Here is a 17,448-nt window from a genome sequence, read left to right on the forward strand (position 1 = left end):
GTCAGAGCGCCTCGAGGTTGCTGGCCAGCTCGAACGGCGTCACCTGAGCGCGGTACTGCTGCCACTCGCGACGCTTGTTCAGCAGCACGTACTTGAAGACCGTCTCGCCGAGCGTCTCGGCGACCAGCTCCGACTCCTCGAGGTACTCGAGGGCGTGGTCGAGGCTCGCCGGAAGGGGCGCGTAGCCGAGGGCGCGGCGCTCCGAGTCGCTCAGCGACCACACGTTGTCTTCGGCCTCGGCGGGGAGCTCGTACTCCTCTTCGATGCCCTTGAGGCCGGCCGCGAGCATGAGCGCGTACGACAGGTAGGGGTTGGCGGCGGAGTCGAGCGCGCGGTACTCGACCCGCGTCGACTGCCCCTTGTTGGGCTTGTACAGCGGCACGCGCACGAGAGCCGAGCGGTTGTTGTGGCCCCAGCAGATGAAGCTCGGAGCCTCGTCGCCGCCCCACAGTCGCTTGTAGGAGTTCACGAACTGGTTGGTCACGGCCGAGATCTCGTTGGCGTGACGCAGCAGGCCCGCGATGAAGTGACGCCCGACCTTCGACAGCTGGTACTGGCCGCCCTCCTCGTAGAAGGCGTTCATGTCGCCCTCGAAGAGCGACAGGTGCGTGTGCATGCCGCTGCCCGGCTGACCGCTGATGGGCTTCGGCATGAACGTCGCGTAGACGCCCTGCTCGATCGCGACCTCTTTCACGACGGTGCGGAAGGTCATGATGTTGTCGGCCGTGGTCAGCGCGTCGGCATACCGCAGGTCGATCTCGTTCTGGCCCGGGCCGCCCTCGTGGTGGCTGAACTCGACCGAGATGCCGAGGTCTTCGAGCATGCGCACCGACCGGCGACGGAAGTCGTGCGCCGTTCCGCCGGGGACGTTGTCGAAGTAGCCGGCCGAGTCGACGGGCTGCGGGCGTCCGTCGGGACCCAGCTGCGACGACTTCAGCAGGTAGAACTCGATCTCGGGGTGCGTGTAGAACGTGAACCCGGCATCGGCGGCCTTGGCGAGCGTGCGCTTGAGCACGTGCCGCGGATCGGCGACCGCCGGCTGCCCGTCGGGCGTCGTGATGTCGCAGAACATGCGCGCGGTCGGGTCGATCTCCCCGCGCCACGGCAGGATCTGGAAGGTCGTGGGGTCGGGGTGCGCGAGCAGGTCGGACTCGTACGACCGCGTCAGCCCCTCGATCGCCGAGCCGTCGAAGCCCAGTCCCTCGGTGAAGGCACCCTCGACCTCGGCCGGGGCGATCGCCACCGACTTGAGCGTGCCGACCACGTCGGTGAACCACAGGCGCACGAACTTGACGCCGCGCTCCTCGATCGTGCGCAAGACGAAATCGCGCTGCTTGTCCATCGTCATCCCTCGTTTCGGTGGGCGTTCAGCGAGCGGAGCCGGAGCCCCAGTCGTCGCGGGCCTCTTCTTCGGCCCACTGCTGCGAACGCTTCTTCAGCAGCTCCGGAGCCTGAGCGGCCTCTTCGGCGGTGGCGAAGGGGCCGGCACGATCGACCGCCGGAGACTCGAACCCCTGCTCGACCTCGCCGGTTTCGAGGTTGTACCAGTACTGCTTGTTCTCGTCGCTCACGATGGCTCCTCACATGGGTCGCGCCCCTCGGCGCGAACCGCCGGTGCTCCACCGATCCTACTGATCCCGACCGTCCGGCTGGCTAGGCTGAGGGGTATGGCAACGAAAGCATCTCGCGCGGTCGGAGTGGACATCGGCGGAACCGGCATCAAGGCCGGAATCGTGGATCTGGATGCCGGGGAGCTCGTCAGCGACCGGGTGAAGGTCGCGACGCCGGAGGGTGCGGAGCCGGCCGACGTGCTGGCCGCGGTGAAGCAGGTGCTCGAGACCCTCGAGGCCGCCGACGACCTGCCCCTGGGCGTGGCGTTCCCCGCGATCGTGAAGAACGGCCAGACGCTCTCGGCCGCGAACGTGTCGAAGTCGTGGATCGGCTTCGAAGCCGAGAAGTTCTTCGAGCACGGCCTCTCGCGTGACATCCACTTCGCCAACGACGCCGACGTCGCCGGTATCGCCGAGGTGCGCTACGGCGCGGCCAAGGGCGTGGACGGCCTCGTGATCCTCACGACCCTCGGCACGGGCATCGGCTCGGCCATGATCTACGACGGCGTGCTCGTGCCCAACAGCGAGCTCGGCCACCTGCAGCGCGCCGGCCACAAGAGAGACGCCGAGCACTTCGCCGCGTACTCCGCGCTGGAGCGCGAAGAGCTGTCGTGGGAGAAGTGGGCGAAGCGCCTGCAGTGGTACTACGACTACGTCGAGTTCCTCTTCAGCCCCGACCTCATCGTCGTCGGCGGCGGCGTGTCGAAGCACTCGGAGCACTTCCTGCCCCTGCTCAAGCTGCGCGCCCCGATCCTGCCGGCGAAGCACCGCAACAATGCGGGCATCATCGGCGCCGCGTCGCTCGCCGTGCCGGTGCCCGAGGCGCTGCCGGCGGTGGCACCGAAGGCCGACCCGAGCTGAGGACACGGCATCCGGAAACGTCTTCAGGCGGCGGCGACCTGACGCACGCTGACGGCATTGCGCCAGACGACCGGCGCCCAGTGCCCGCCCTCGCACGGCACTTCGAGCATCACGACGCGGTCGTTGCCGCCCGTCGCCCACGCGGGTTCGCGGGTGGCGGCGCGGTTCGGCCACGTGACCCACGCCCACACCGGGCGCTTGTCGGCGTACCACTCGATGGGGCGCGCGCCCCAGGTCTCGGGCTGAAGCGTGCAGGGGGCGATGGATGCCAGTACCCGAGCGACCATCTCATCGCTGACCCTCGTCGAACCCATGCGCCGGACCCCTTCCCCGGCCGAGTTCGAGTGTAGAACATATGTCCGACACTCGATGGGTGGTGGACGCTGCGCGCATCCGTACCGAATCGCGCTGCGCGGGTCAAACCTGATGCGCCCCTCCCCTGCCGCCCCTTAGTGTCAGCGTCATCCACGCGCACGACACAGAGGGGGAATCATCGTGAGCAACGACTACAGCGGCGCGGCCGCAGGACTCGGCATCGGGGTTCTGATCATCGGGTTCATCGTCTACATCGCGATCCTCGCGCTCGCGATCTGGGTCTCGTACCTGATCATGCGGACCGCGGTGAAGAACGGCATCCTGCGCGCCGACGAAGAGCGCGCGCGTCGCGGCATTCCGGGTGGGGGCATGGCGCCGCCGGCAGGCGGATACAACTCGGGTCCGGGGGCGTAACCCGCCGATCGCCACGACGGCCCCGCATCGCTCGAGGGAGCGGGCGGGGCCGTCGTCGTGTGCGGGGGCGAATGGGCCGGCCTGTACGCCGGGTTCTGTCCGGGGGTTCCTTCGACAAGCTCAGGAACCCCGTGGACGGTCATCTCTCTCGGCGACACGTTGCCGTGCCGCTCCAGCGGCCTACCCGGGGACTCGGCGAGCCGCGTCGTCATCCCCTGTCTGGCCTTGCTCCGGACGAGGTTTACCTCGCGGGTCGTGTCACCACGACCCCGGTGGTCTCTTACACCACCCTTTCACCCTTACCCCGCGGCCCGAGGGACGCGGGGCGGTCTGCTCTCTGTGGCACTGTCTCGCGGATTGCTCCGGGTGGGCGTTACCCACCGTCCTGCCCTGTGGAGCCCGGACGTTCCTCGGCACGGGCGAACCCGTGACGCGACCGTCCAGCCGACCCATTCGCATCGGCCAGTCTACCGGCGAGCGTCCTCAGCCCTTCTCCGCGGTCGCGCCGATGCGCAGGTCGAGCGGGAAGTCGATGGGGAACGTGCCGAACAGCAGACGCCCGGCGGCGGCTGCGGCTTCGCGCACCGCCTCGGCGACGGCATCCGCGTGCTCGATCGGGGTGTGCACGACGATCTCGTCGTGCAGGAAGAACGCCAGGTGCGGTCGTCGCGCGAACACCGCACCGGATGCCGCGGCCGGGGCATCGGCATCCGTCTCGGGGAACGCCGCCAGGCGCCCCCGCAGGTCGGCCAGCCACGCGAGCGCCCACTCGGCGGCGGTGCCCTGCACGACGAAGTTGCGGGTGAAGCGTCCGCGATCGCGCGCGGAGCGGCGTGCCCGGTTCTCGTCGATCCCGGATGCCGCCGACTCGCTCGCCAGCGACTGCAGGGCGCGCCACGACTCCCCCGCCGTGGGCGAGGTGCGGCCGAGCCACGTGTGCACGACGCCACCCTCTTCTCCGGTGCGCGCGGCGTCGTCGACGAGTTGCATCGCGCGCGGGAAGGTGCGGCGCAGCCGCGGGAGAAGTCGACCGCTTTCGCCGGTGGTGGCGCCGTACATCGCCCCGAGCATCGCGAGCTTCGCCTCGGCGCGGCTCGCCACTGCTCCGCGGTCGACGATGCCGGCGTACAGGTCGCGCCCGGCCGCAGCCTCGGCCAGGGCCGTGTCGCGCGCCATCGCGGCGAGCACGCGGGGTTCGAGCTGGGCGACGTCGGCGGTCACGAGCGTCCAGCCGGGGTCGGCGCGCACCGCGGTGCGCAGCGCGCGCGGGATCTGCAGGGCTCCCCCGCCCGAGGACGCCCACCGCCCGGTGACGACGCCGGCCGGCACGTATACGGGGCGGAAGCGACCGTCGCGCACCCATTCGGCCAGCCATGCCCAGCCGTTCGCGGTGTACAGGCGCATCTGCTTCTTGTAGGCGATGAGAGGGGCGACGGCCGGGTGATCGTGCTCCGACAGCTCCCACCGGCTCGTCGACTGCACGAGCAGGCCGGCGCGGTGCAGGGAGCGCAGCAGACGCGGCTGCGAGTCGAGGGACGCCCGCGGGTCGCCCAGGGCGTCGCGGACCACGGCGGCCGTCTGCTCGATGCGTTCCGGGAGCCCGCCGCCGCGCCGCGGCCCGAGCTCGGCCTCGAGCAGGCGTTCGTGCGCCTCGATGCTCCACGGCACGCCCACGGTGTGCAGTTCGACGGCGATGAGTGCGCCGGCCGACTCGGCGGCGGCCAGCAGCCGAAGCGCGCCGGGAGTCGCTGAGGCGGCGAGGGCGGAGTGCTGACGTCGGTATTCGGCGACGGCCTCGTCGGCGGATTCGGGGACTCCGGATGCCGACTCCCCCAGGTCGAAGAGGGCGTCGCCCGCGTCGGGTTCGCTGGAGGCCGCGTCCCAGGCGGTCGCGTGGCGGAGTCCGGCGTCGTCGGCAACCGCGACGGCGTCGCGCAGGATCGCGTGCACGAGCCGGAGGTCCCACGCGCGCGCGACGCGCACGCCGGCGTCGAGCAGCGGGGGGTAGGCGGCCGCGGTGTCGGGCCAGACCCAGCGGACGTCGCCCGCCTGCTCGCGCTCGTGGACGGCCGTAACGAGGTCGTCGACTTCGACGGAGCGGACCGGGGTCGCGTCGGCGTCGAGGTCGATCAGGACGGGTGACCCGGATGCCGCGCGGGCGACGACGACCGTGTCAGAGGCCACGGCCGTCTCGGGTCATCGAGACTCTTCGGTGCGGACGAGGATCGCGCCGCACTCGGGGCAGAACACGACCTCGTCGGTCTGCGCGCGGCGGACGACGGCGAGATCGCTCGGCGGGAGCACCATGCGGCACGCTTCGCACGCGCCGCCGCGCAGGAGGCCGGCGCCGTTACCGCGCGACGCGAGACGCTCGTAGAGCCCGAGCAGGTCGGCGGGGATCGAGGCGGCCACGGCATCGCGGTCGCGGCGCGCCCCGTCGAGGCGTGTGTTCGCGTCGGTGACGGTGGTCTTCGCCTCGGCGCTGAGCTGAGCGCCCTGCGCGTTGGTGTCGGCGATCACTGCCTCTTGCTCGGCGACAGCGGCATCCGCTGCCTCGAGGCGCTCCATGAGCGCGATCTCCATGTCTTCGAGGTCGCCCTTGCGGCGCTTGAGCGAGGTCAGCTCGCTCTCGAAGCCCTGAGCCTGCTTGGGGTTCGACGACGCGGCGAGACGCTCGGTGTCGCGCGCGATGCGGGCATCGACCACGGCGACGTCGGACTCGAGGCGCGTCAGCTCGGCGTTGATGTCGTCGCGGGCGTTGGCACGCGTCGTCAGCTCTTGGGTGAGGGTCGCCCGCTGCGCGATGAGCTCGCGCACGCGCTCGGCCTGAGGCGGGTTGCCGGCGACCTTCTCGTCACGGTGGATACGCGCGTCGAGGTCGGCGAGGTCGAGCAGTTTGCGCTGGTCGGCGGGATCGGCATTCACGTCCCCCACGCTACCCCGGGCCTCCGACATCCGCGGTACGCGCGTGCCGACGCCCGCATCGCTCCGCGGCGGGGTCGGTGGGGTCACGGCATCCGGACACCACGCCCCAGGAGTGCGGCGTCTACCGGGCTAGACTCGAGGCACCAGGGCCTTTAGCTCAGCTGGTAGAGCGCCACGTTTACACCGTGGATGTCGTCGGTTCGATCCCGGCAGGGCCCACCACTTACGACTCGGCGACGCCCGTGTGGGGTCCGAGCAGGTCAGTTCAGGATGTTCACGCTGCGCGCGATGACCAGCGCCAGCAGGATGAAGCCCGACACCGCCTGCACCATCATGAACAGCTTCGCCCTGCTCGACAGCGGCATGACGTCGGTGGGGCTGAAGGCCATGGCGTTGGATGCCGAGAAGTACAGGTAGTCGACGTAGCCGGGCGCCCAGTCCTCGGTGTCGGACGAGCGGCGCGCCACCTCGCTCACCGCGTCGCGGTCGGAGTCCTGGGGGAACTGGAAGTCGGCGGGCGGGAGCTCGTCGCGCGCGTCGCGGCGGCGGGCGATGGGACCGCCGCGGTCCATCTCCCAGTAGACGACGGCGTAGCCGATGACGTTGATCGCCCACACCTGCGCCGCCCCGAGCAGCGTCGACGCGCCGCTCCCCTGCCCCTGCAGCAGCTGGTTCACCAGCAGGAAGAACGCAATCTGGTTGGCGACCAGCAGGATCACCGTGAACGCGATCGCGAACACGCGGCCGATGCGCGAGTCGCGGGTCAGACGCGAAGGGTTCGTCACGACCATCGGAATCGCGCACAGGATGCCGACGACCACCACGACATAGCGCAGGATGCCGCTGGCCTCGCTCGGCAGCACGGCGTAGAGCCCCGTGCCCACGCCGAGGGCGATCAAGACCGGCCAGCGGTGTTCAGGCCTCGTGCGGAACCCTTCGTGCGTGCTCACGCGCTCAGGCTAGACCGGTCGACCGTCCGCACCGGGCGGGCGCGTCGACACACGGCATCCGCCGCTCTTCGTCTTCATCCGGGGTGCGTCGTCTCGATGTCGAACCGTCGCGGCGACCCATGGCGGGCCCGCGAGCGCCGCGCGCAGCCGATGTCGTCGCGACTCGCTAGGCTGGACGCTGGTTGATTGTGCGGAGCGAACAAGGGTTGCCGCACTCGTATGGCGATTCTCTGGCATGACCTGCCAGACGACGAAAGGTCTTCCGTGACTGTTCACGACCAGGATCCGTATTCGCAGGGGCCGCAGGACAGCGACCCGGAAGAGACCGGGGAGTGGCAGGAATCCCTGCGCCAGCTGGTCCAGGCGAAGGGTCCGGCTCGCGCTCGCGAGATCATGCTGAGCCTGCTGAAGGGCTCGAAAGAACTGCACCTGAACGTGCCGATGGTTCCGACCACCGACTACATCAACACGATCTCGCAGAAGAACGAGCCCGAGTTCCCCGGTGACGAGGAGCTCGAGCGCCGCTACCGCAAGTGGATCCGCTGGAACGCCGCGGTCACCGTGCACCGCGCCCAGCGCCCCGGCATCGGTGTCGGCGGCCACATCTCCACCTACGCCTCGTCGGCAGCGCTGTACGAAGTGGGCTTCAACCACTTCTTCCGCGGCCTCGACGACCCGTCGGGCGGAGACCAGATCTTCATCCAGGGCCACGCCTCCCCCGGCGCCTACGCCCGCGCCTACCTCGAGGGTCGCCTCACCGAGGCGCAGCTCGACGGTTTCCGTCAGGAGAAGTCGCAGGCGCCCCACGGCATCCCGTCGTACCCGCACCCGCGCCTCATGCCGGAGTTCTGGCAGTTCCCGACCGTGTCGATGGGCCTCGGTCCGATCAACGCGATCTACCAGGCGATGTCGAACAAGTACCTGTCGAACCGCGGCATCAAGGACGTCAGCGACTCGCACGTCTGGGCCTACCTCGGCGACGGCGAGATGGACGAGGTCGAAAGCCGCGGACAGCTGCAGGTCGCGGCGAACGAAGGCCTCGACAACCTGACCTTCATCGTCAACTGCAACCTCCAGCGCCTCGACGGCCCGGTCCGCGGTAACGGCAAGATCATCCAGGAGCTCGAGAGCTTCTTCCGCGGTGCCGGCTGGAACGTCATCAAGGTCGTCTGGGGCCGCGAGTGGGACGACCTGCTCGCCCGCGACACCGAGGGCGCGCTGCTCAACCTCATGAACAGCACTCCCGACGGCGACTACCAGACTTACAAGGCCGAGAACGGCGCGTACGTCCGCGAGAACTTCTTCGGTCGCGACCCCCGCGCCCTCGAGCTCGTCAAGGACTACACGGACGAGCAGGTCTGGGGCCTCAAGCGCGGTGGCCACGACTACCGCAAGGTGTTCGCGGCGTTCAAGGCGGCCAAGGAGCACAAGGGCCAGCCCACCGTCATCCTGGCGAAGACGATCAAGGGCTACGGCCTCGGACCGCACTTCGAGGGCCGCAACGCGACCCACCAGATGAAGAAGCTGACGCTCGACGACCTCAAGGCCTTCCGCGACGCGATGGACATCCCCGTCACCGACGCGCAGCTCGACGAGAACCCGTACCAGCCGCCGTACTACAACCCCGGTGAGCAGGACGAGACGATCAAGTACATGCTCGAGCGTCGTCGCTCGCTCGGCGGGTTCCTGCCCGAGCGTCGCACCACGCACGTCGGCCTCGAGCTGCCGGGCGACGCCGCCTACGCGCTGCCGAAGAAGGGCTCCGGCACGCAGGAGATCGCCACCACCATGGCGTTCGTGCGACTGCTGAAAGACCTGCTGCGGGTGAAGGACTTCGGTCACCGCATCGTGCCGATCATCCCCGACGAGGCGCGCACGTTCGGTATGGACGCGTACTTCCCGACGGCGAAGATCTACAACCCCAAGGGCCAGCACTACACCTCCGTCGACCGCGAGCTGCTGCTGGCGTACAAGGAGAGCCCGCAGGGCCAGATCATCCACGTCGGCATCAACGAGGCGGGCGCCCTGGCGGCATTCACCGCGGCGGGCACGGCGTACTCGACCCACGGCGAGCCGCTGATCCCGGTCTACGTCTTCTACTCGATGTTCGGCTTCCAGCGCACGGGCGACGCCCAATGGGCGGCCGGCGACCAGATGGCACGCGGCTTCATCATCGGCGCCACGGCCGGTCGCACCACCCTGACCGGTGAGGGCCTGCAGCACGCCGACGGTCACTCGCAGCTGCTCGCTTCGACGAACCCGGCGACGGTGTCGTACGACCCGGCCTACGGCTACGAGATCTCGCACATCGTCCGCTCGGGCATCGAGCGCATGTACGGCGGGAACCACCCCGACCCCAACGTCATGTACTACATGACGGTCTACAACGAGCCGTACGTGCAGCCGGCCGAGCCCGAAGGGGTCGACGTCGACGGCATCGTCCGCGGCATCCACCACATCTCCTCCGGTGAGGGCGATGGCCCCCGCACGCAGCTGCTCGCCTCGGGCGTCGGTGTGCCGTGGGCGTTCGAGGCCCAGCGCCTGCTGAAGGACGACTGGGGGGTGACGGCCGACGTCTGGTCGGTCACCTCGTGGAGCGAGCTGCGCCGCGACGGTCTCGCCGCCGACGAGCACAACTTCCTGCACCCCGAGGAAGAGCCCCGCGTGGCCTACCTCACCGACAAGCTGAAGGAAGCCGACGGCCCCGTCGTCGCCGTCAGCGACTGGATGCACGCGGTGCAGGACCAGATCCGCCAGTGGGTTCCGCAGAACTACTGGACCCTCGGCGCCGACGGCTTCGGCTTCTCGGACACCCGTGCCGCGGCCCGTCGCTTCTTCAAGATCGACGGCCCCTCGCTCGCCGTCCGCGCCCTGCAGGCGCTGGCCGAAGAGGGCAAGGTCGACCGCGCGGTCGTGGGTCAGGCCATCGAGAAATACCGCCTGCACGACGTCAACGCCGGCACCAGCGGCAACGCGGGTGGCGAGGCCTGAGCGCGTGACGAGCACCACCGACGGGTCCGGTTCCGCCTCCACGGGCGGGGCCGGGCCCGACCGGTCTGCGGGCGCGATCGCGGCCGCCGCACAGGAGAAGGCCGACACCCTCACCTGGCTCCGCCGCATCTCGGGCGACCTCGCGACGGCGACGATCCAGCGCCTCGAAGAGACGCTGCCCTGGTACGCCGAGATGCCTCCCGCCCGGCGTTCGGCGGTCGGGCTGGTCGCCCAGGCGGGCATCACCTCGTTTCTGCAGTGGTTCGAGGAGCCGGCATCCACTCCGGCCATCGCCGCCGACATCTTCGCCGCGGCTCCTCGTGAGCTGCTGCGCAGCGTCAGCCTCACCCAGACCCTGCAGCTCGTGCGCGTCACCGTCGAGGTGATGGAGGAGCGCGTCGCCGGCCGCAGCGAGAAGGTGCGCGAGGCGATGCTGTCGTACTCGCGCGAGGTCGCCTTCGCCGCCGCCGACGTGTATGCGCGCGCCGCCGAGGCCCGCGGCCTGTGGGACGCCCGGCTGGAAGCGCTGGTGGTCGACTCGATCCTCACCGGCGAGGCCGACGACGAGCTCCCCAGCCGCATCGCCGCGCTCGGCTGGCATGGGCACGGCGAAGTCGCGGTGCTGGTGGGCACCACTCCCCCCCAACTCGACGTCGACCAGGTGCGCCGCACCGCGCGCAAGCTCGGCGTCGACGTGCTCATCGGGGTGCAGGGCTCGCGTCTGGTGCTCGTGGTCGGCCGCGCCGATCTGCCCGCCCGCAGCAGTGGCGAGGACGGCGTCGAACTCCCCTTCCCCGAGATCGCCAAGCGCCTCGAACCCGGTTTCGGGTCGGGTCATCTGGTGCTGGGCCCGCCGGTTCCTGCCCTCGTCGACGCGGGCCAGAGCGCCCGCGCGGCCCTCGCCGGATTCGCCGTGGCCCGCGCCTGGAGACACGCCCCGCGCCCGGTCGAGGCCGACGACCTGCTGCCCGAGCGCGCCCTCGCCGGCGACGCCGTCGCCAAGCAGACGCTCGTCGACCGCGTATACCGGCCGCTGCAGGCGCACAGCGCCGACCTCGTCGCGACGCTGTGGAGCTACCTCGACAACGGGCGCTCGCTCGAGGCGACCGCGCGCGAGCTGTACGTGCACCCGAACACGGTGCGGTACCGCCTCAAGCGCGTGTCGGAGGTCATCGGGTGGGATGCCACGGGGCCGCGCGAAGCGCTCATCCTGCAGACCGCGCTGATCCTCGGCTCGATCGGCACCGACGCCACGCGGCGTCGCGGGCTCGCCAGTCGGCGACCGTCCGCTTCGCGCTGAGGCGTGGCATCCGTCGAGTGTCCACGACACGCCGTTTCCGGTCGGCGACGCCCGGCATGTCCTGGACACTGAACGCGGAATGCGCCCGCTGATGCACGGCGCGCACAAAGACACGCCGCATATCTGTGTCGATATCTCCATAAGCGCGGACCCGATCGTTGGCAGGATGGAAACGTGATCATCGCCGTCTTCCCGGGACAGGGCTCGCAGACCCCCGGCTTCCTGACCCCGTGGCTCGAACTCGACGGAGCGCGCGAGCGCCTCGAGGCCTTCTCGGAGCAGGCGGGCGTCGACCTCGTCGCCGCCGGTACCGAGTGGGATGCCGATCAGATCCGCGACACTGCCGTCGCCCAGCCGCTGATCGTCGCCGCGAGCCTGCTGTCGTGGTCTGCGCTGAACGACCGCTCCACGGCGGCCGTCGCCGGCGTCGCGGGGCACTCGGTCGGCGAGATCGCCGCGCTGGCGGCATCCGGAGTGCTCTCCGACGAGGATGCGCTGCGCCTGGTCGGACTCCGCGGACGCGCGATGGCCGAGGCCGCCGCCACCGTCGAGACCGGCATGAGCGCGGTGGTCGGCGGAGACGAGACCGCCGTACTCGAGCGCCTCGACGCGCTCGGACTCACCCCCGCCAACTACAACGGCGGCGGACAGATCGTGGCCGCGGGCGAGTTGCCCGCCCTCGCCGAGCTCGCTGCCGAGGCGCCGCGCGGAACCCGTGTGATCCCCCTGCAGGTCGCTGGCGCCTTCCACACCCGCTTCATGGAGCCCGCCGTCGAGACGCTGCGCGCCGCCGCCGCCGACGTGCAGGTGTCCGACCCCGCAACGACGCTGTGGACCAACTCCGACGGCTCCGTCGTGAGCGAGGGCCGTCGCGCGCTCGACCTCGTGGTCGCCCAGGTCTCGTCTCCGGTGCGCTGGGACCGCTGCATGGCCTCGTTCGCCGAGCAGGGCGTGACCGGCATCATCGAACTCTCGCCCGCCGGCGCCCTCACGGGCCTCGCGAAGCGAGCACTGCGCGGCACCCCCACCGTGGCAGTCAAGTCCCCCGACGACCTCGACGCGGCCGTCTCACTCCTGAAAGAAGACCAGGCATGAGCACCCCCACCCTCCGTCAGCTGCAGGGAGCCGCCCACACGCGCATCTATGCCTACGGCGCCGCGCGCGGAGAGAACTTCGTGCCCAACGACGACCTCGTGGGGCCCATCGACTCCAGCGACGAGTGGATCCGCCAGCGCACCGGCATCGTCACGCGCGTGCGCGCGAACAAAGACACGGATGCCATTGACCTCGCGACCGAGGCCGCGCGCGAAGCCGTCGAGAAGTCGGGCGTCGCGCCCGAGGACATCGACGCCGTGATCGTGGCGACCATCAGCAACCCCAAGCAGACGCCGTCGGCCTCGGCGATCGTCGCCGACCGCATCGGGGCGAACCCGGCCGCGGCCTACGACCTCAACGCCGCGTGCGCGGGCTTCGCCTACGGCGTGGGCCAGGCCGACGCCCTCGTGCGGGCCGGCCTGGCGAAGCACGTCGTGGTCGTCGGCGCCGAAAAGCTCAGCGACGTCGTCGACCCCACCGACCGCAGCATCTCGTTCCTCCTCGGCGACGGCGCGGGTGCGGTCGTGGTCGGTCCGAGCGAGACGCCCGGCATCGGTCCCACCATCTGGGGCTCCGACGGATCGAAGGCGGATGCCGTGGGCATGAACGCCACGCTCACCGACTTCCGCGACGGCCTCGCCCCGTGGCCGACCCTGCGCCAGGAGGGCCCCACGGTCTTCCGCTGGGCCGTCTGGGAGATGGTCAAGGTCGCGCGTCAGGCGATCGAGGCCGCCGGCATCGAACCCGGCGACCTCGCCGCCTTCGTGCCGCACCAGGCGAACATGCGCATCATCGACGAGTTCGCCAAGCAGCTGGGCCTGCCCGAAACCGTCGTGATCGGTCGCGACATCGAGACCACGGGCAACACCTCGGCGGCATCCATCCCGCTCGCCACCCACCGCTTGCTCGAGGAGCACCCCGAGCTCAGCGGCGGCCTCGCGCTGCAGATCGGCTTCGGCGCCGGACTCGTGTTCGGCGCGCAGGTCGTCGTCCTCCCCTGACGCGTCGGCGTCGAACCCTAGACTGATCGGGGCCTGACAGGCCCGCCCCCAAGAAACAGGAGACATCATGGCATTCACCAACGACGAGGTTCTCGCGGGCCTTGCCGAGCTCATCACCGACGAGACCGGCATCTCGGCCGACGAGGTCGCCCTCGAGAAGTCGTTCACCGACGACCTCGACATCGACTCCATCTCGATGATGACGATCGTCGTCAACGCCGAGGAGAAGTTCGGCGTCACCATTCCCGACGACGAGGTCAAGAACCTCAAGACCGTCGGCGACGCCGTGACCTTCATCACGTCGAACCAGTCCTGACACCTCCCGGTGGGGGCTCCGGCCCCCACCGGTCACGACCTGTCGGCCGCACCAAGGATTCTTCGCTCATGAGCACACCCCGCATCGTCGTCACCGGCATCGGAGCCACCTCGCCCATCGGCGGAACGGCACCCGAGAGCTGGTCCGCCCTGCTCGCCGGAACCTCCGGCGCCCGTTCCCTCGAGCACGAGTGGGTCGAGCAGTACAACCTGCCCGTCACCTTCGCCGCCGAGGCGCTCGTGCGTCCTGAGACCGTGCTCGAGCGACCCGTCGCCAAGCGGCTCGATCCCTCGTCGCAGCTCGCCATGGTCGCGGCCAAAGAAGCCTGGGAAGACGCCGGCTCCCCCGACATCGACCCCGACCGCCTCGGCGTCGACTTCGCCACCGGTATCGGCGGCGTCTGGACGCTGCTCGACGCGTGGGACACTCTGCGCGAGAAGGGCCCGCGTCGCGTGATGCCGATGACGGTGCCCATGCTCATGCCGAATGCGGCGGCCGGAAACCTCTCGCTGCACTTCAACGCCCGCGCCTTCGCGCGCACCGTGGCGTCGGCGTGCGCCTCGAGCACCGAGTCGATCGTCAACGCCGTGCAGCACATCCGCGACGGCCTCGCCGACGTGGTCATCGCCGGCGGTACCGAATCGGCCATCCACCCGATCACCATCGCGTCGTTCGCCTCGATGCAGGCCCTGTCGAAGCGCAACGACTCGCCCGAGACCGCGTCGCGGCCCGCCAGCGTCGACCGTGACGGCTTCGTCATGGGCGAAGGCGCGGGCGTGCTGATCCTCGAGACCGAGGAGCACGCCAAGGCCCGCGGTGCCAAGATCTACGCCTCGATCGTGGGCGGTGGCGTCACCGCCGACTCGTACCACATCACCGCGAACGACCCCGAGGGGCACGGCGCCGCGCGCGCCGTCCACCTGGCGCTCGAGATGGCGGGCGCGTCGGTCGACGACGTCACCCACATCAACGCCCACGCCACCTCGACCCCCGTCGGTGACCCGAACGAGTACAAGGCCCTGCGCGCGGTGTTCGGCGACCGCGTCGACGAGATCCCCGTCTCGGCGACCAAGGCGTCGACCGGCCACCTGCTGGGTGGCACGGGCGCTCTCGAGGCCATCTTCACGGTGCTCGCCCTGCAGAACCGCGTCGCGCCCCCCACCATCAACCTGACCGAGCAGGACCCGGACGTTCCCTTCGCGCTCTCGGGCTCGCCCGTGGAGCTCGGTGCCGGCGACCAGCTGGCCATCAGCAACTCGTTCGGCTTCGGCGGTCACAACGCCGTCGTCGCGATCGCCTCGGTCTGACCGCGTAAGAACGCCCCCTGGCATCCCCCCGACTGCGATCGGGATGCCAGGGGGCGTTCTGCATGTCAGGCGAGGGATACGCGGTCCCGGTGCCGGGTGTGAACACCGGCCTCCGGTAGTGGCGCCTCCCCCGTCCGACGCATGAGGCAGACGCGTTCAGCCCACTTTGTGGAGCCAGACGATCTGCTGGTCGTCACCGGCGTGCCGGAAAGGTTCGAGTTCTTCGTCCCAGGCCGAGCCGAGCGCGACGTCGAGCTCGCGCTGCAGCTCGAACGCATCGCCCGCGGCGACCTCCATGGCGTAGCGCACCCGGTCTTCGCCGATGACGACGTTGCCGGCCGCGTCGGTCTGAGCGAAGTGGATGCCGAGACCCGGCGTGTGCATCCAGCGGCCACCGTCGCTGCGGGGCGTGGGATCTTCACTCACCTCGAACCGCAGGTGCTCCCAGCCGCGGATGGCGCTGGCGAGAGCCGCACCGGAGCCCACCGGGCCCTCCCAGTAGAACTCCGCGCGGCGGCTGCCCGTCAGCACGGGCTGTTCGGCCCAGTCGAAGTTGACGGCACGGCCGAGGGCGCGTCCTACCGCCCACTCGAGGTGGGGGCACAACGCGCGGGGCGCGGAGTGGATCAGGATCACTCCGCGCGAAGACGTGATCGCCATGGTCTCTCCTCCGTCAGGTACGTCTTCCCCTACGACCTGTGATGGAGTGTGGCGATTGTTCGGTTGTCCCGGCCATTATCGCCCGCTCATAACGAAATCACAACACTGTGATTCCGATGTGCGTCGGGCGCGGGGGTTCGGGACGTTCGACGGGCTCGGGGACCTGGGTTCGGCGCGGGGAGGGACCGCGCGGCATCCGGTCCCTTCGACAGGCTCAGGGACCTGGGTTCGGCGCGGGGAGGGATCGCGCGGCATCCGGTCCCTTCGACAGGCTCAGGGACCTGGGTTCGGCGTGGGGAGGCCCCGCGCGGCTTCCGGTCCCTTCGACAGGCTCAGGGACCTGGGTTCGGCGTGGGGAGGCCCCGCGCGGCTCCCGGTCCCTTCGACAGGCTCAGGGACCTGGGTGCTCAGCCGAACCAGAGCGCCCAGTACAGCGCGAAGTTGCGGTTGCCGTACGACGAGCACTCGTCTCCGGTGCCCCAGCGTGCCGCGAGGGCCGCGGGATTCGGCTGGTAGGGCGTGTAGTTGTACAGCGCCGCCGTGGCCTCGTTGGCGATCGCGACGTCGGAGCCCCCGCACGCCGGATCGGGCGAATACGCGAGGTAATGGGTGCCGGGCTGACGCATGAACTCCGAGGCGCTGTACGACTTGAGGTCGGTGGTGCCTTGCGCGACCTGCTGGGCGAAGCCCGCGATGCCCGGGTCGCACGCCGCGTCGTCGGGGCAGCGGGCGCCCATGGCCGCGCCGAGCTGCTCGGCCGAAGGTGAGCGCGCAACGCGTCCGGCAACGAGACTCTGCTCCTTCTGCAACGTGACGAGGATCACCTTCGCCGAGATCCCGCACGCGCGCTGGATGCGGTCGATGATCTCGGCCGCCGTGAGCGAGCCGCCGTCGTAGCCTTCGCAGACGGTCTGGCCCGTGGCATCCGACACGACCGGACCTCGAGCGGGGAGATCCGTGCGCAACACCGACAGGCACGAATCGTTGCCGCACTCCCCCACCTGGTCGTCGAGGAAGCTCTGGATCTCGTCGGCCGACATCGCGTCGCCGTTGTAGAACGCCTCGTCGCTGATCAGATTGCCCGGGTCGAAGCTCGACAAGTCGATTGCCTGACGACGCTGCTCGGTGTTCCACGCCGTCGTCCACGCGCTGGTGAGGGAGACCAGCGGAATGATGGCCAGCACGACGAGAGAGACCAGAGCGGCCGCGACGATGCCGAAGGCGATGCGACGGCGACGGAGCTGCCGGGCACGAGCGGTGGGGCGACGCCGCCGGACGGGCGGACGACGAGGTCGGCTCGGCCGCGTACGAGTGTTCGCCACCCTCCGATCGTGCCGCACCGCGCTGACCGCGCGCTGCACATGAAGGTGCGGCGCGTCGGCCAGCGCGGTGGCGCTCAGCTGCCGGGCTGGGCGGGGGCGGTGCCGTCGGCCGGAGGCGTGGGTGCCGAGCCGTCCGCGGGCGGGGTGGGAGCCGAGCCGTCTGCCGGCGGGGCGGGAGGCGTGGGCTTCTCGCCGTCGGCGGGCGGGGTCGGAGCAGTGCCGTAGGCCGGCGGGGTCGGCTTCTCGGCGCCGGGGGCACCGGGGCCGTGGCCGGGACCCGCGGGGCCGCCGGGGCCGCACTCGCCCGGGCCGGACCCGTCGGCGGGGGCGGTCGGGGCGGCCGGGGCCGTGCCGGCGGCGGGGGCTCCGGTGGGCGCGGCG

Annotated in this window: 16 protein-coding genes, 1 tRNA gene, 1 other RNA gene and 1 pseudogene; 9 read left to right on the forward strand and 10 right to left on the reverse strand. The window is 70.4% G+C overall.

Annotation, left to right across the window (positions count from 1 at the left end):
- Nucleotide 1: 1 nt before the first annotated feature.
- Both glnA and RWH43_RS14525 read right to left on the reverse strand, forming a co-directional pair.
- Nucleotides 2-1,342, reverse strand: coding sequence for a type I glutamate--ammonia ligase (gene glnA, locus RWH43_RS14520; RefSeq protein WP_144833792.1), 1,341 nt, complete (start codon nucleotides 1,340-1,342; stop codon nucleotides 2-4).
- Between the two features lie 25 nt (nucleotides 1,343-1,367).
- Nucleotides 1,368-1,571 carry an SPOR domain-containing protein gene (locus tag RWH43_RS14525; protein ID WP_186325528.1) on the reverse strand — a complete coding sequence of 68 codons (204 nt, stop codon included), beginning with the start codon at nucleotides 1,569-1,571 and terminating at the stop codon, nucleotides 1,368-1,370.
- Nucleotides 1,572-1,667: 96 nt separating this feature from the next.
- Between RWH43_RS14525 and ppgK the strand changes: the two genes are divergently transcribed.
- A complete protein-coding gene (ppgK, locus tag RWH43_RS14530) occupies nucleotides 1,668-2,471 on the forward strand; it encodes a polyphosphate--glucose phosphotransferase (protein ID WP_316001808.1) in 804 nt (267 codons plus the stop codon).
- A 23-nt stretch (nucleotides 2,472-2,494) separates the two neighbouring features.
- Here ppgK and RWH43_RS14535 read toward each other — a convergent pair whose 3' ends face one another.
- Nucleotides 2,495-2,785 (reverse strand): hypothetical protein, encoded by a 291-nt coding sequence (locus RWH43_RS14535; protein WP_144785099.1) that lies wholly within the window; start codon nucleotides 2,783-2,785, stop codon nucleotides 2,495-2,497.
- 181 nt (nucleotides 2,786-2,966) lie between these two features.
- Between RWH43_RS14535 and RWH43_RS14540 the strand changes: the two genes are divergently transcribed.
- On the forward strand, nucleotides 2,967-3,200 hold the full coding sequence (locus RWH43_RS14540; RefSeq protein ID WP_144833603.1) for a hypothetical protein: 234 nt from the start codon (nucleotides 2,967-2,969) through the stop codon (nucleotides 3,198-3,200).
- A gap of 68 nt (nucleotides 3,201-3,268) precedes the next feature.
- Here RWH43_RS14540 and rnpB read toward each other — a convergent pair.
- The 3 genes from rnpB to RWH43_RS14555 all read right to left on the reverse strand — a co-directional run bounded on the left by rnpB (nucleotide 3,269) and on the right by RWH43_RS14555 (nucleotide 6,125).
- Nucleotides 3,269-3,652, reverse strand: an RNA gene (gene rnpB, locus RWH43_RS14545) — RNase P RNA component class A.
- Nucleotides 3,653-3,683: 31 nt separating this feature from the next.
- Complete coding sequence (locus RWH43_RS14550) at nucleotides 3,684-5,384, reverse strand: bifunctional 3'-5' exonuclease/DNA polymerase (protein WP_316001809.1); 1,701 nt, start codon at nucleotides 5,382-5,384, stop codon at nucleotides 3,684-3,686.
- A 12-nt stretch (nucleotides 5,385-5,396) separates the two neighbouring features.
- Complete coding sequence (locus tag RWH43_RS14555) at nucleotides 5,397-6,125, reverse strand: zinc ribbon domain-containing protein (protein WP_316001810.1); 729 nt, start codon at nucleotides 6,123-6,125, stop codon at nucleotides 5,397-5,399.
- A gap of 146 nt (nucleotides 6,126-6,271) precedes the next feature.
- Here RWH43_RS14555 and RWH43_RS14560 point away from each other — a divergent pair.
- Nucleotides 6,272-6,347 (forward strand) — tRNA-Val (locus RWH43_RS14560).
- Between the two features lie 38 nt (nucleotides 6,348-6,385).
- Here the strand turns inward: RWH43_RS14560 and RWH43_RS14565 are convergent.
- A complete protein-coding gene (locus tag RWH43_RS14565) occupies nucleotides 6,386-7,075 on the reverse strand; it encodes a DUF1345 domain-containing protein (RefSeq protein ID WP_307211184.1) in 690 nt (229 codons plus the stop codon).
- A gap of 264 nt (nucleotides 7,076-7,339) precedes the next feature.
- On the opposite strand from RWH43_RS14565, the gene aceE reads away from it, so the two are divergent.
- The 6 genes from aceE to RWH43_RS14595 all read left to right on the forward strand — a co-directional run bounded on the left by aceE (nucleotide 7,340) and on the right by RWH43_RS14595 (nucleotide 15,085).
- Complete coding sequence (aceE, locus tag RWH43_RS14570; protein ID WP_144785112.1) at nucleotides 7,340-10,066, forward strand: pyruvate dehydrogenase (acetyl-transferring), homodimeric type; 2,727 nt, start codon at nucleotides 7,340-7,342, stop codon at nucleotides 10,064-10,066.
- A 76-nt stretch (nucleotides 10,067-10,142) separates the two neighbouring features.
- Nucleotides 10,143-11,366: a PucR family transcriptional regulator gene (locus tag RWH43_RS14575; protein ID WP_144833794.1), complete on the forward strand. Its 1,224-nt coding sequence runs from the start codon at nucleotides 10,143-10,145 to the stop codon at nucleotides 11,364-11,366.
- A 174-nt stretch (nucleotides 11,367-11,540) separates the two neighbouring features.
- On the forward strand, nucleotides 11,541-12,461 hold the full coding sequence (locus RWH43_RS14580; protein ID WP_316001811.1) for an ACP S-malonyltransferase: 921 nt from the start codon (nucleotides 11,541-11,543) through the stop codon (nucleotides 12,459-12,461).
- Nucleotides 12,458-13,462 carry a beta-ketoacyl-ACP synthase III gene (locus tag RWH43_RS14585; protein ID WP_316001812.1) on the forward strand — a complete coding sequence of 335 codons (1,005 nt, stop codon included), beginning with the start codon at nucleotides 12,458-12,460 and terminating at the stop codon, nucleotides 13,460-13,462. The genes RWH43_RS14580 and RWH43_RS14585 overlap by 4 nt, the downstream gene beginning before the upstream one ends.
- 67 nt (nucleotides 13,463-13,529) lie before the next feature.
- Nucleotides 13,530-13,778, forward strand: a complete 249-nt coding sequence (locus RWH43_RS14590) for an acyl carrier protein (RefSeq protein ID WP_022880558.1) — start codon at nucleotides 13,530-13,532, stop codon at nucleotides 13,776-13,778.
- A 68-nt stretch (nucleotides 13,779-13,846) separates the two neighbouring features.
- Nucleotides 13,847-15,085 carry a beta-ketoacyl-[acyl-carrier-protein] synthase family protein gene (locus tag RWH43_RS14595; RefSeq protein WP_144833617.1) on the forward strand — a complete coding sequence of 413 codons (1,239 nt, stop codon included), beginning with the start codon at nucleotides 13,847-13,849 and terminating at the stop codon, nucleotides 15,083-15,085.
- A 156-nt stretch (nucleotides 15,086-15,241) separates the two neighbouring features.
- Here RWH43_RS14595 and RWH43_RS14600 read toward each other — a convergent pair whose 3' ends face one another.
- The 3 genes and pseudogenes from RWH43_RS14600 to RWH43_RS14610 form a co-directional block, all read right to left on the reverse strand.
- A complete protein-coding gene (locus RWH43_RS14600) occupies nucleotides 15,242-15,745 on the reverse strand; it encodes a DUF3145 domain-containing protein (RefSeq protein WP_144833619.1) in 504 nt (167 codons plus the stop codon).
- Nucleotides 15,746-16,152: 407 nt separating this feature from the next.
- Nucleotides 16,153-17,067 (reverse strand): hypothetical protein, encoded by a 915-nt coding sequence (locus RWH43_RS14605; RefSeq protein WP_316001813.1) that lies wholly within the window; start codon nucleotides 17,065-17,067, stop codon nucleotides 16,153-16,155.
- 74 nt (nucleotides 17,068-17,141) lie between these two features.
- Nucleotides 17,142-17,448 (reverse strand): annotated as a pseudogene (locus RWH43_RS14610) (hypothetical protein); the annotation flags it as partial.

The sequence above is a fragment of the Microbacterium algihabitans genome (assembly GCF_032464975.1).
Taxonomy (GTDB): Bacteria; Actinomycetota; Actinomycetes; order Actinomycetales; family Microbacteriaceae; genus Microbacterium; species Microbacterium algihabitans.

Coding starts and splice junctions, on each gene's coding strand:
- glnA (WP_144833792.1), bottom strand. CDS start 1,342: ATGGACAAGCAGCGCGATTTCGTCTTGCGCACGATCGAGGAGCGCGGC.
- ppgK (WP_316001808.1), top strand. CDS start 1,668: ATGGCAACGAAAGCATCTCGCGCGGTCGGAGTGGACATCGGCGGAACC.
- RWH43_RS14535 (WP_144785099.1), bottom strand. CDS start 2,785: ATGGGTTCGACGAGGGTCAGCGATGAGATGGTCGCTCGGGTACTGGCA.
- RWH43_RS14585 (WP_316001812.1), top strand. CDS start 12,458: ATGAGCACCCCCACCCTCCGTCAGCTGCAGGGAGCCGCCCACACGCGC.
- RWH43_RS14590 (WP_022880558.1), top strand. CDS start 13,530: ATGGCATTCACCAACGACGAGGTTCTCGCGGGCCTTGCCGAGCTCATC.
- RWH43_RS14595 (WP_144833617.1), top strand. CDS start 13,847: ATGAGCACACCCCGCATCGTCGTCACCGGCATCGGAGCCACCTCGCCC.
- RWH43_RS14600 (WP_144833619.1), bottom strand. CDS start 15,745: ATGGCGATCACGTCTTCGCGCGGAGTGATCCTGATCCACTCCGCGCCC.